Source organism: Aliiroseovarius sp. S2029, assembly GCF_023195575.1.
Lineage (GTDB): Bacteria > Pseudomonadota > Alphaproteobacteria > Rhodobacterales > Rhodobacteraceae > Aliiroseovarius > Aliiroseovarius zhejiangensis.
Genome location: NZ_JALPQE010000004.1, coordinates 332489 through 345081, shown reverse-complemented (window position 1 = coordinate 345081; position 12593 = coordinate 332489). Strand labels below are relative to the sequence as shown.

Here is a 12593-nt window from a genome sequence, read left to right as displayed (position 1 = left end):
CACCCCAAACCACCAGCTTTTATGTCAGTATATATTACCTTTTATCCCTCTTCCCTTTCCAGATGCGTTCTTTAGCTTGCGCCGCAACCCATTTCAGAAGGTTCACGCATGACCCTTGCCCATTTGTTTCTTGTCGCCGTGATACAGGGAATCACCGAATTTCTGCCGGTCTCGTCGTCTGGGCACCTCGCACTTGTCCCGCACCTGACCAACCTGCCCGATCAGGGGCAGACGATTGACGTCGCCGTTCATCTGGGCACCCTGGGGGCCGTCGTCCTGTTCTTCTGGCGCGATGTGCGCATGGGTCTGGCCGGGGTGCCCCGCATGCTGACCGGGCGGATCGACACGCCCGGCGCACGTCTTGCTTTCTTGCTGGCGATTGCCACGATCCCGGCCATCGCGATCGGCCTGATCTTGAAGCTGACCGGGCTGAATGACGCGATGCGGTCGGTCAAGGTCATTGCCTGGACGATGATCCTGTTCGGGCTGGTGTTGTACTGGACTGACCAGAAAGGCGCATCGTCAAAACAGGCCGAAGACTGGACGCTCAGGGATGCCATCATCATGGGGTTCTGGCAGGCACTGGCGCTGATCCCCGGAACATCACGATCCGGCGCGACCATCTCGGGCGCGCGCGCCCTGGGATATGACCGTCACGACGCGGCCAAACTGTCGATGCTGATGTCGATCCCGACGATCTTTGCCTCGGGCGTGTTGCTGGGGTCCGAGGTTGTGGCCACCGCCAACATGCAGGTTGCCAAGGACGGTGCCATCGCGGCGGTTCTGGCGTTTCTATCCGCCCTTTTGGCGCTGAGCCTGATGATGCGGCTGCTCAGAACCGTGAGCTTCACGCCTTATGTGATCTATCGGCTGTTGCTGGGGGCCGTGCTACTGATCATCGCCTATCAATGAAAAAGGCGCGGTCTGTGCCGCGCCTTTGAAACCTTGTGATCCGCACCGTCAGCCGTTGGTGCGCAGGTTCTTGGCCGAGTTCTGAATGGCCGCATACTGCCCATTGTGCCGGAACCGCCACAGGTATTCTGGCAGGATCGCCTCGGTCGCAGTTGGGGTAATGCCCAGATCGGCAAAGCCCTTGGCGTCATCGGCCACCACATTGTCATGCGCCAGCGACCGCACCTGATCGCGGGTCAAAGGTGCCTTGATCAGACCACCCGAAATCCACTGGATAAAATCAAAGATGGCCGCTTGCAGCTTCGCGATGCCGAAGGGCAGGTTGATCACGGCTCGACGGCGCTGAACCACCTCCAGCATCTCGTCGATCAACTCGCGCAGGGTCGCCACATCCGGCCCGCCCAGCTCGTAAATACCCGGCTCGACCTGACCCAGAACGGCTTTTTCGGCGGCGGCAGCCACGTCATCGACATAGACCGGCTGAAACTTGGTGTCGCCCCCGGTGATCGGCAGGATCGGCCCGAACCGGGTCATCCCGGCAAAACGGTTGAAAAACTCGTCCTCGGGGCCAAAAATGACGGACGGGCGCAGGATCACAGCACTTGGAAAGGCGGCCTGGACGCCAGCTTCGCCCTGCGCTTTGGTCTGCGCATATTCGCTGTCGCTGTCCGCGTCTGCCCCGATGGCCGACAGTTGCACCAGTTGGTCCACTCCCTGCTCGGCGGCGATCCGCGCGACGCGCTCGGCCCCTTCGTGATGGACGGCGTCGAAATTGTTCTTGCCGATCGAATTCAGGACACCCACGCAGTTCACCACTGCATCCGCACCCAACATTGCCGCGCGCACCGACGCATCATCACGGATGTTGCACAAGACGGGTTCCACTTGTCCAACCGCCCCATAGGGTCTGACGAACAGGGCTTCATTCGGCCGGCGCACAGCCACGCGCACGCGCCATCCCTGTTTGGCTAAGCGACGCGCGATATAGCGCCCGACAAAGCCCGAACCGCCATAGATGGTGACAAGTTTGGACATGGTAGCTCTCCTTGAAAACCTTGGGCTTTGCATAGCTTTCCGCGCCGCTTTGGGCAAGCCGCAAACGGATTTCTTGAAAACCCCGCGAATTGCGGTTGACAGTTCCAGCCGCTCACTTTAAATCGCGGCTTCACCAACCGTGCCCAGATGGCGGAATTGGTAGACGCGCTAGCTTCAGGTGCTAGTGTCCGTATGGACGTGGAGGTTCGAGTCCTCTTCTGGGCACCATTTCTCAAGAACATTTCGTCAGAACACAACGCATTCGATGGCGGTGACTATTTCGTTGCCCAAACGGTGTAGCGGTCCACCAGTTCATGTTCGCAGATCTTGAAAAGAACCCAGCACGACAGTGAGAGCAGGCCCCAGATCACCAGTTCGATCAATTGCCAAAGCACACCATGCCGAACCGCCTCACGGCCAAATTTGCTCAGAAACTCAAGGCTGGCCATCGACTGAGTGAACAGGTTGATCGACACGAAAGCAAAGATCGTTGCCGTGCAGCCCGCCAGCAGAAAGACAAGAATTGAAGGCCAGCGATTGATTTTCAGGATCGTCATCATAAGGTCTCCGGCTCGGAGTTGGTAATGTCACAAGGGTTCTGGGCCTGAATTGAACCACAGTCGGGTCGGATTTGCATTATATCTCGGTCGGCACCGTCATCCTGCGAGTGTCGCCCGGCTTTCCGCTGACATGACGATTTCCAATCCCGCAGGTCTGAATTCGGTCGATACCTGACGCCTTCTTTCTTGCCTGCATCACTGCTAGAAAAACGACACAAGCAGCGCGCTTTGCAAAATTCGTGAAGCATTTGCCTGAAAGGGTCGCGCGCGACGAGGGTGCAAGCAGGAGGGCAGAGCATATGTCCAAGGATCTTTTCAAACTGTTCGAGGCAATGCGCAAAACGGACAATTCCGTCTTTATGGATTGGGCCAACACGATGCTCAGATACCAAAGCGACATGGCAAAGCTGTGGATGGGCACGGCCCTGCATGGCGAAGCCGCTGCTGCCGAAACCCAGGACCGCCGTTTTGGCGACGAGGCCTGGAGCAAGGGCATCTTCCCGATCCTGCGCCATTCCTATGAGCTGACATCGAAGGCCATGGTGGACATGGCCGACAAAGCGGGATTGCCCGAGCAGGAACAAGAGAAGCTGAGCTTCTATGCCCGAATTGCAGCCGACAACATGGCGCCGTCGAACTTTCTGCTGACCAACCCCGAAGCCCAGCAACTGGCCAAGGAAACAGGCGGCCAAAGCCTGTTTGACGGGTATCAGAATCTGCTGGCCGACCTTGAAAAAGGCTATATCTCGACCACGGATGAAGAGGCGTTCGAGGTCGGCAAGAACCTGGCCACGACGCCCGGAGCGGTGATTTACCGCAATCATCTGATCGAGCTGATTCAATACGAGCCGATGACCGCCAAGACCCGCAAGGCCCCGATTCTGATCGTGCCGCCCTGCGTCAACAAGTTCTATATCTTCGACCTGAACGAAAAGAAGTCGATGATCCGGTATCTGCTGGAACAGGGTCAAAGCGTCTATACCATGGTCTGGCGCAATCCGGGGCCAGAGCTTGGGGATCTTGGCTGGGACGAATATATCGCCGACGGGATATTCGAAGCCATCAATGTCACATCCGCCGTCAGCAAATCGAAATCCATCGACATTCTGGGCTGGTGCAACGGCGGCACCATGCTGACTGCGGCGCTGGCCGTCATGCCCAAAGCGTTGAAGTCCAAACTGGGCACCGCGACCTTCCTGTCATCGCTGATCGACTTTTCCGACCCCGGCCAGATCAGGGTGTTCATCGACGATACGCAGGTCAAAGCCTATGACCAGCGCCTGAAGGCGGAAAAAGTCGCGCCGGGGCGTGACATCGCCAATGCGATGGCGATGCTGCATGTCAACGAGTCGATCTGGAACTTCGTCGTGTCAAACTATCTGATGGGCAAATCGCCCGCACCGTTCGACGTGCTCTATTGGAACGCCGACACCCAGAACCTTCCTGCGAAATGGTACAGCTATTTCGTTGAGGAAATGTATATGGCGAACAGGTTGAAAGAGCCGGGTGCGCTGACCCTGTGCGGCACCCCGGTCGACACGCGCAATATCGACCTGCCGTGCTATTTCCTTGCCGCCGATGGCGACCACATCGTGCCGTGGAAAACATCCTTTACGGCGACGCATCTTGTGTCCGGCCCGACCGAATTCGTGCTGACCACCGGCGGGCATGTCTCGGGCACGGTGATCAACCACCCTGCCAAGAGCCGCCGGAAGTTCTGGACGGGGGGCGAGACCACGGGCGATGCCGACAATTGGCACGAGACCGCGACCCTGACCGATGGCAGCTGGTGGCCGCATTGGCTTGACTGGCTGGACACACAGAACCCGGCCGAGCGCGGCGCCAAACCCAAGGCGCTTGGCAACAAGACCTATGCCCCGATGGACCCCGCCCCCGGCACCTATGTGCATGAAGGGGTGTAAGCCATGAAAGATCTGAATGCGGCCGGGTCGCATCCCGACATCACCTTCGACACCATTGCAGTGGACGACATACCGGTCCGGTATCTGCGACGTACGGGCTCTGACACGGCCCCGCCGCTTGTGATATTCAACGGTTTGGGGCAGTCGCTTGAGGTGCTGCTGCCGCTGATTGACGAGTTGAAAGACCGCACTGTTCTGGCCTTCGACATGCCGGGGATCGGGCGGACCCCGATGATCGAACACATCATCACGATCCCCGATTATGCAGATTTTGCCACCCGTGTGCTGAACGCTCTGCAGGTCGACCAAACTGACATTCTGGGCATTTCATGGGGCGGCGCGGTGGCGCAGCAACTGGCGCATGACCTGTCAAACCGCGTGCGCCGACTTGTGCTGTCCATCACCTCGGCGGGCGGGATCGGCAGTTGGTGGGGGACCCCGATTGCGCTGTCTGAAATCATGTTCCCGATGCGTTACATCAGCAAGACCTATGGCAACTTCATCGGTCCCCTGATGTATGGCGGAGAGGCGATTTTCGCCCCGGCCCAGTTCCACGAATACTCAAAACACGCCATCGCACCCAGCCCCGAAGGGTATTTCACACAGGTGCGCGCGATGTGCAGCTGGACCAGCCTGCCCTGGCTGCGCCAACTGCCGCAAAAATCGCTGATCATCGCCGGGAAATATGATGCGCTGATCCCAATCACCAACCAGATCCTGTTGGCAAACATGATGCAGAATGCCCGGCTTGAGGTTTACCCCGCCGGGCACCTGTTGATGTATTCCCAACGCGCGGATGTGGGCGCGACCGTCGGTGCGTTTCTGGACGGCTGAGACTTTGAGCACGGACTTGACGCCCAAAAGCGCATGGCATATGTCGTCAACCTACTGGGCGGGCGTTGTGTAGTGGTAAGACCTTAGCCTTCCAAGCTAATGACGCGGGTTCGATTCCCGCCGCCCGCTCCAGAACTCTTCTTGCCCTTCGCTCCACATTATCACGCAGGTTGCGCGGCAAGTTCCCGCGCCTCGTCCCGCTTGAAAAATACGTAGTAGAACACCGGCGCCGCCACCAGGGTCAGGATCGAGGCAAACGCCAGCCCGCCCATGATCGTCACCGACATCGACACAAAGAACGCATCCGACAACAGGGGCGCCATACCCAGGATCGTCGTCACTGCGGCCAGCACGACGGGGCGCACCCGCGACGCGGACGCCTCGATGATGGCCTGTCGCAGCGGCACGCCTTCGGCGCGGACCAGGTCGATTTCCTCGACCAGGACAATGCCGTTCTTGATCAGCATTCCCGACAGGCTCAGAAGCCCCAGAAGCGCGGTGAAGCTGAACGGAAGGCCCGTGCCCAACAGACCGATCACAACCCCGTTCACCGACATCGGCACCAGAAGCCAGATGATGATGGGCTGCCTGATCGCGTTGAACAGCAGGATCGAGATCATCACCATGATCAGCGCGCTCAGCGGCAGTTGCGCACCAAGGCTGGCCTGCGCTTTCGACGCGTTCTCGAACTCGCCCCCCCACTCCATCGTGTATCCGGCGGGCAGCGGGATCGCTTCGACCGCCGCGCGGATGTCACTATGCGCCTCGGCGGCGGTGACGTCTGTTGCAACATCCGCCCCGACAGAAATCGTCGGCACCCGGTTGCGTCGCTGCACCAGGGTGTTCTCGACACGGTAATCAAACCCGTCGATCAACTGCTCGATCGGCAGATAGGTGCCCGTGATCGGCGAAAAGACAAGCTGGTCATTCAGGTTGAACGCATCGGTCTGCGGACGGCGCATGATGATCGGGATTTGCCGCTCGCGTTCGCGATAGACACCCGCCCGCAACCCATCAGTGGCATAGAGAAGCGACGCCGCCACATCGTCGCGGTTGATCCCCGCCGTCTGCGCCCGTTGGGTGGCATAGATCGGCGCGATCACCAGTTCATGCTCGCGCCAATCGGTGCGCAGGTTCAATAGGCTGTCCGAATTGTCCGCCATCACCTGCATGGCCTGATCTGCAAGCCCCCGCAGCACCGCCGGATCCCCACCCGAGAACCGCACCTGCACCGGATCGCCGCCACCGGGACCAAAGACCAGGCGCTGCACACGGAACTCGGCCTCGGGGAAGGTTTCCTTGCCAAACGCCTCAAGCCGGGCGTGCAGGTCGGGAATATCTTCAAGCGACGCGGTGCGGATGATCAGGTGCCCATAGCTTTGATTGTCCTTGCCGCCATCATAGGTCAGCATGAAGCGCACTGCCCCCCGCCCGGCATAAGAAGCGACCGAGGTTACGCTTTCTTCGGCCAGCAACCAGTCTTCCATCACCGCAAGGTCGTCTGACACCTGCTGGATCGAACTGCCTTGTGGCAGCTTGTAGTAAACGAAGAACAGCGGTGTGTTCGAGTTGGGGAAAAACTGCTGCTTCACCGATCCGAACCCGACGAAACAGGCCATGGTGATGGCAACCAGCCCGGCAATCACCGGCCAACGGAAGGTCAGGGATTTGTCCAGAACTTTCTTGTAAAGCACGAAGAACCGCCCGGAATAGGCATCCGCCGCATCCTGATTGCTGATCTTGAACAGGTAATGGCCCAGCAACGGGGTGACCGTCAGGGCCAGAAGCCATGACAGCAGAAGCGAGATCCCGATCACTGCAAAGAGCGAGAACAGGAATTCACCGGTGGAATCCGGTGACAGGCCGATCCCAGCAAAGGCCATGATCCCGATCACCGTGGCCCCAAGCAATGGAATCTGTGTTTTCTTGGCTGCGTCATCCGCCGCCTGACGGGAATTACGCCCGCGAAGCATCGAGATCTGCATCCCTTCCGCGACAACAATGGCATTGTCCACCAGCATCCCCATCGCGATGATCAGCGCGCCCAGCGATATTCGCTCCATCTCGATCGAAAAGATCGCCATGAACAATAGCGTCCCGACCACGGTCAGAAGCAGCGTGGCGCCAATGACGATCGCCGCCCGCCAGCCCATGAATGCCCCAAGCACCACGATCACGATGCCCACCGACAGGGCAAGGTTCTTCAGAAAATCGTTCGAGCTTTGCTCGACCACCAAATGTTGCTGATAGATCGGATGCAGTTCGATCCCGTGCGGTATGTCCGCCGACAGCTCTGCCAGCCGCGCATCGACCCGGTGACCGACCTTGACGATGTCTTCACTGTCCAGCCCTGCAATGCCGATGGTAAACGCCTCTTCGCCGTTGAACCGGATGATTTGACCCGGAGTTGCCACGCGCTCGCGACTGACGCGGGCCACATCCGCCACATTGAACAGCTGCCCGTTCACCCCGATGCTGAGCGAGGCTATGTCGGACACGGTTTCCGACCCCTCGGGGGCCTGGAACATGATCCGCGCGCCATCCTTTTCCAGCGATCCCGCCGAGGTCACGGAATTGGCCGACGACACCGCGCCGATGATCGCGTTGGGTGGGATGCCCTGATTGACCGACAGGGTCATGTCAGGCTCGATGTATATCGCCTCTTCTGGAATGCCGGACAGGTCGACATCGGCCACACCATCGACCACCAGAAGCTCGCGCCTGAGGAATGTGCCAAGGTCATACTTCTCGGCATCGGTGAAGCCCGGCGCCGTAACGGCATAGTAGAGCCCGAATACATCCCCAAAACTGTCATTCACGAAAGGCGGCTGCGCGTTGTCCGGCAATTGCCGCGCGGTGTCGCGCACCCGCGCGCGCAGGCGTGTCCAGATATCCGGCAAGGCTTCGGCGGGATAGGTCGACTTGATCTCGACGTCGATCCGGCTTTCGCCCGGACGGTTGGTCGACGTGATCTTTTCAACCTCTTCCATCTTCTGCAGCGCGCTTTCCAGCGGTTCGGACACCTCGGTCGCTACCTGGGCGGCTGTCGCACCGGGATAATGCGTGACAACAACGGCCTGCTTGATGGTGAAGGCCGGGTCTTCCAGGCGGCCAAGGTTCAGAAACCCCCAGATGCCACCCAGCAGCATGGTCAGGATGATCAGCCACGTATAAAGGGGCTTTTCGATCGACGCGCGCGCGATGTTCGGCATGTCAGCCCCCTTAGTTCGCAAAGCCGGTGAAGCGGCGCACCGCATCGCCATCACGCAGGGCGGTCGCGCCCGCCGCGACGATCACATCACCGTCCGACAGGCCGGACAGCAGCGTGAAATCCCCGTTCGGCGCGGGTTCGACGGTGATCGGCGTCGCGCTGACCGTGCCCGTATCACCGTCACCCGCATCCGCGACAAACCGCATCACCGACAGCGCACCATCCGGGGCGGCGACGATGGCGGTTGCAGGGATCAGGATGCCGGGGGACTCGTGCGAGGCAGACACCCGCACGTTCACCGACGACCCCGGCAACACGTTCAGGTCGCTGCGCGGCGCCATGCCCAGGGTCAGGCGATAGGTCTGACCGGCCGAAGATGCCTCGGCATTGAATTCACGGATCGCGACGGGAAAGGGCGTGTCATGGGCCGGAAACTCGGCCATGAAGCGCACGTTCTTTTCCTTGGATGCCGTCTGGAACAGGATTTCCGGCACGTCGATCTCGATCCGGACTTCGCTCATGTCATGCAGGCGCACAACGGGCGTTCCGGCTGAAACAGTGACGAAATTGTCGACATTGCGCGCCGTGACCAGCGCGTCAAATGGCGCGTAAAGCGTGGCGTTGTTCAGGTTCCGCTCGGCCTGACGAAAGGCAATGTCGGTCAGGGTCAGTTGCGTCGTCGCATCATCCAGCGCGACCTGGCTGACGGTATTTCCTTGCAGCTTGGTCAACCGATCCAATGTCCGTTCAGCCAGATCTTTCTGAACCACCGCCTGCTCCAGCGCCAGCGAGAACTGTTCCTGATCCAGTTGCACCAGCATGTCACCTTCGGACACAAACTGGCCTTCGATCACCGGAAATTCGACAATCTGACCCCCCACTTGAAAGGCCAGGTCAACGCTTTGCCGCGCCACCACCTTGCCAAAGAACACCCGGCTTAACGTGTCATCATTCGCCGTCACCGTCATCAACTTGACGGGTCTGACGGGCTCTTCTGCGAAGCCGGTCGAAGCGGTGGCGATGATCGCGGCTGCAACGGCGGCCAGAAAACGCGGAAATACAGGCATGTGTCGTCCTTAGCAGGTCATGTGTTTTTGAATGTTTCGATGAATTTTCAACGAGGTCTGCGCGAAGCTGCGAAGCTCTTCATCGCTCAGGCCCAGAGTTTCGCACAGAAGCGTGCGCGCCATCACGACCATCGTGGCCCGCAGGTCCGCACCGGCATCCGTCGGGGTCAGAAGCCAGGCCCGCCGGTCATCGGGGTCACGTTCGCGCACCACCAACCCGTGTGCCTCAAGCTGATCGGCGGCGGTTGTCATGGTCGAGGGCAGCACATTCATTTCGCGCGCCAGGGTGCCCAGCCGCTTGGGGCGGTCAAGCCAGATCATGATCTTTCGTTCAAGGTAGGACACATCCGTTCGTCTGTCGATTTCGCCCATCAGGGCGTCGATGAAGCCGTGCAGGGCAAAAACGCCCAGCAATGCGCCAAGCTCCGGCTCGACCGGGGTGTGGTGTGGATTAAGAGGATCAGGCGTGTTGGTCATAGGGGCAGTAATCCGAGTCGCAGTGACGCCCAAATATACTTCATATTTTGAAACTTCCAGAGAGAAAATAAAAAATACCTCCGTTAGCGTGCAACATCCACAGATGGATCGCCAAAGCGTCGAGCTGCCCCTACGTAAACCGCGAGTTTCCGTTGCGTCGCAGAAAATCCTCGGCGATCATCAACGGGTTATCAGCAATCCACCGCACGTTCGCGTCGCGGCCCTTGCTCACGCTTCCATCAAACTGGTAAAAAAATATTACCAGTTTGTGAAATATCCTTTGAAATCTGGTTTTATCTACGTAGTAATTGCGTGGCAGCGTATCGTCGGCCCCTGGTCGGCACGCGTTCGAATAACAAAATATCCAAAACTCGGAGGAGAATAACATACATGGAACGCCGTAAGTTTCTGAAAGGCGCAGCAATCGGTGCTGGCGCAACGGCTCTTGCCACACCGGCACTGGCGCAAGGTGGCAAGACAATGACGATCGTGTCGACCTGGCCGCGCGACTTTCCGGGTCTGGGTGTCTCGGCGCAGCGTCTGGCCGCCCGCATCGGCGAGCTGTCCGAAGGCGCGCTGAACGTCGAGTATTTTGCCGCCGGTGAACGTGTTGGCGCGCTGGACGTGTTTGACGAAGTCGCCTCGGGCAACAGCCAGGCTTACATCGGTGCCGATTATTACTGGACCGGCAAACACCCTGCGCTGGCCTATTTCACCGCAGTGCCCTTCGGCATGTCCTTCGCCGAGATCAACGCCTGGTGCCTGTATGGTGGCGGCATGGAAATCTGGGACAAGGTTCAGGACCAGTTCGGCCTGAAAGGTCTGCCCGCAGGCAATACCGGCACCCAAGCTGGTGGCTGGTTCAACAAGGAAATCGAAAGCGCAGAGGACTTCAAAGGTCTGAAAATGCGTATTCCGGGCCTTGGTGGTCAGGTTCTGGCGAAGCTGGGCGCATCGACCGTGTCACTGCCGGGTGGCCAGATTTATGAAAACCTTGTGTCGGGCACCATCGACGCAACCGAATGGGTTGGCCCCTATAACGACTACTTCATGAAGTTCTACGAAGCCGCGAAGTATTATTATACTGGCGGGATGCATGAACCGGGCGCGCAACTGTCGCTGACCTCGAACAAATCGTGGTGGTCCAGCCTGTCGGATTGGGAACGCTCGGTGATCACCGCAGCCGCCCTGGAAGAGAACTCGAATTCGTATTTCGAAGCCATGGCCCTGAACGGTGAATACCTGACCAAGCTGGTCGACGAACAAGGCGTGGAAGTGCGCAGCTTCGACGAAGATACTTGGGATGCCATGGGCGAAGCCGCTCAGGAAGTGTTCGAAGAAACCGCCAGCTATGACGCACTGGCTGCCGAAGTGAACGATGCCGTTCAGGCCAAGATGCGCGAAATCGGTCGCGGTATCTCGCTGTTCGAAGGGCAGTTCGTGAACCAGCGTAACCGGATCCTGGATCTGTAAGCTGGTCTAACGACAACACAAAAAACAAGGGCGGGGAGGATTCCCCGTCCTTTCCAAAGGATCACACAAGAATTGATCCGTCGGCCGTTCGGGAGGCGACATGGCACAAGACAGCACCCACCGAGACATTCCAAGACATGGCGACCCCGCGATCCTTGCGCGGCTGTTCGGTTGGAGCACGCTGACCGTTCTGGCAGCGTTCCTGATCAACAATGTGCTGGTTGTCGGGTTCGGCTTTCCCGGCACACAGGCATTTCTAAGAGGCAGTGCCCCCGGCGGATGGGTGCATGTGGCGCTTTATGCAGTGGCCATCGCGGTGGCCGTGGCGGTGGTGTTGCGTGACCGGACAACGTCGCTCAGGTGGGACGCGCACCGGGTGCACAGGTTCAACGTCTATCTGATCCGCGCCCTGTTCTGGGCGGTGTTCCTGATCGGGGTGGCTGATGCGACCATTGCCTTCATGCGCGCCGAAAGCCTGATCGAGCCGCTTCTGGGATCTGAGAATGCCAGGCTGTTCAGCCGGCCAAGCTGGGTCGGCTCCTATGTGCACATCCCGCTGATCGTGATTGCCTTTGCGATTGCGACCGTCACGCGGACGCTTGGGTTTTTCTGGCTGGCTTTCCTGATCGTGGTGGCCGAGCTTCTGATCGTGATCTCGCGCTTCATGTTCAGCTATGAACAGGCGCTGATGGGTGACCTTGTGCGCTACTGGTACGCCGCGTTGTTCCTGTTTTCGTCGGCCTATACGCTGTTTGACGAAGGCCACGTACGGGTCGATGTGCTTTATGCCGGGTTTGGCCGCACCACGCGGGGGATTGTCAACGGCATCGGCACCATCCTTCTGGGCATGTCCACCGCCTGGGTCATCATGGCCGTGGGCTTCGGGGGCAAGCAGTCGATCATTAACGCCCCCGTCAGCAATTTCGAGATTTCGCAGGCCGGTCCCTTTGGCCTTTATACCAAATATCAGATGGCCGCCTTTATCGGCCTGTTTGCCATCACCATGCTGATCCAGTTCGTCAGCTATTTCTTCGATGCCGTGGCGGATAAGCGGGATGAACCCGGCCACCGCGAAATCGCACAATCATCCGCGCACTGAGGT

The 12593-nt window shown here is 59.1% G+C and carries 11 protein-coding genes and 2 tRNA genes; 8 read left to right on the top strand and 5 right to left on the bottom strand.

Going from position 1 to position 12593, the window contains the following annotated elements:
- The first annotated feature begins 108 nt into the window (after positions 1 to 108).
- On the top strand, positions 109 to 912 hold the full coding sequence (locus MUY21_RS10775) for an undecaprenyl-diphosphate phosphatase (protein WP_248410387.1): 804 nt from the start codon (positions 109 to 111) through the stop codon (positions 910 to 912).
- 48 nt (positions 913 to 960) lie between these two features.
- On the opposite strand, the gene MUY21_RS10770 is transcribed toward MUY21_RS10775, so the two are convergent.
- On the bottom strand, positions 961 to 1947 hold the full coding sequence (locus MUY21_RS10770; protein ID WP_248410386.1) for a complex I NDUFA9 subunit family protein: 987 nt from the start codon (positions 1945 to 1947) through the stop codon (positions 961 to 963).
- Positions 1948 to 2088: 141 nt separating this feature from the next.
- Between MUY21_RS10770 and MUY21_RS10765 the strand changes: the two genes are divergently transcribed.
- A tRNA-Leu gene (locus MUY21_RS10765) sits at positions 2089 to 2175 on the top strand.
- A 47-nt stretch (positions 2176 to 2222) separates the two neighbouring features.
- Here the strand turns inward: MUY21_RS10765 and MUY21_RS10760 are convergent.
- Positions 2223 to 2507, bottom strand: a complete 285-nt coding sequence (locus MUY21_RS10760; protein WP_248410385.1) for a hypothetical protein — start codon at positions 2505 to 2507, stop codon at positions 2223 to 2225.
- 299 nt (positions 2508 to 2806) lie between these two features.
- Here MUY21_RS10760 and MUY21_RS10755 point away from each other — a divergent pair, with 299 nt between their 5' ends.
- From MUY21_RS10755 to MUY21_RS10745, 3 genes are all read left to right on the top strand, one after another.
- The gene (locus tag MUY21_RS10755; RefSeq protein WP_248410384.1) at positions 2807 to 4429 is read left to right on the top strand and encodes an alpha/beta fold hydrolase; all 1623 of its coding nucleotides are present in this window, start codon (positions 2807 to 2809) and stop codon (positions 4427 to 4429) included.
- Positions 4430 to 4432: 3 nt separating this feature from the next.
- The gene (locus tag MUY21_RS10750; protein ID WP_248410383.1) at positions 4433 to 5263 is read left to right on the top strand and encodes an alpha/beta fold hydrolase; all 831 of its coding nucleotides are present in this window, start codon (positions 4433 to 4435) and stop codon (positions 5261 to 5263) included.
- Between the two features lie 58 nt (positions 5264 to 5321).
- Positions 5322 to 5395, top strand: a tRNA-Gly gene (locus MUY21_RS10745).
- Positions 5396 to 5424: 29 nt separating this feature from the next.
- Here the strand turns inward: MUY21_RS10745 and MUY21_RS10740 are convergent.
- From MUY21_RS10740 to MUY21_RS10730, 3 genes are read right to left on the bottom strand one after another with little or no spacing between them, the layout of a single operon-like run.
- Complete coding sequence (locus MUY21_RS10740) at positions 5425 to 8475, bottom strand: efflux RND transporter permease subunit (RefSeq protein WP_248410382.1); 3051 nt, start codon at positions 8473 to 8475, stop codon at positions 5425 to 5427.
- Positions 8476 to 8485: 10 nt separating this feature from the next.
- Positions 8486 to 9541: an efflux RND transporter periplasmic adaptor subunit gene (locus MUY21_RS10735; RefSeq protein ID WP_248410381.1), complete on the bottom strand. Its 1056-nt coding sequence runs from the start codon at positions 9539 to 9541 to the stop codon at positions 8486 to 8488.
- Between the two features lie 9 nt (positions 9542 to 9550).
- Positions 9551 to 10018 carry a MarR family transcriptional regulator gene (locus tag MUY21_RS10730; RefSeq protein WP_248410380.1) on the bottom strand — a complete coding sequence of 156 codons (468 nt, stop codon included), beginning with the start codon at positions 10016 to 10018 and terminating at the stop codon, positions 9551 to 9553.
- Between the two features lie 103 nt (positions 10019 to 10121).
- Between MUY21_RS10730 and MUY21_RS10725 the strand changes: the two genes are divergently transcribed.
- The 3 genes from MUY21_RS10725 to MUY21_RS10715 all read left to right on the top strand — a co-directional run bounded on the left by MUY21_RS10725 (position 10122) and on the right by MUY21_RS10715 (position 12590).
- Positions 10122 to 10403 (top strand): hypothetical protein, encoded by a 282-nt coding sequence (locus MUY21_RS10725; RefSeq protein ID WP_248410379.1) that lies wholly within the window; start codon positions 10122 to 10124, stop codon positions 10401 to 10403.
- 5 nt (positions 10404 to 10408) lie between these two features.
- Positions 10409 to 11491, top strand: a complete 1083-nt coding sequence (locus tag MUY21_RS10720; RefSeq protein WP_248410378.1) for a TRAP transporter substrate-binding protein — start codon at positions 10409 to 10411, stop codon at positions 11489 to 11491.
- 100 nt (positions 11492 to 11591) lie between these two features.
- Positions 11592 to 12590, top strand: a complete 999-nt coding sequence (locus MUY21_RS10715) for a TRAP transporter small permease subunit (RefSeq protein WP_248410377.1) — start codon at positions 11592 to 11594, stop codon at positions 12588 to 12590.
- Positions 12591 to 12593 lie beyond the last annotated feature (3 nt).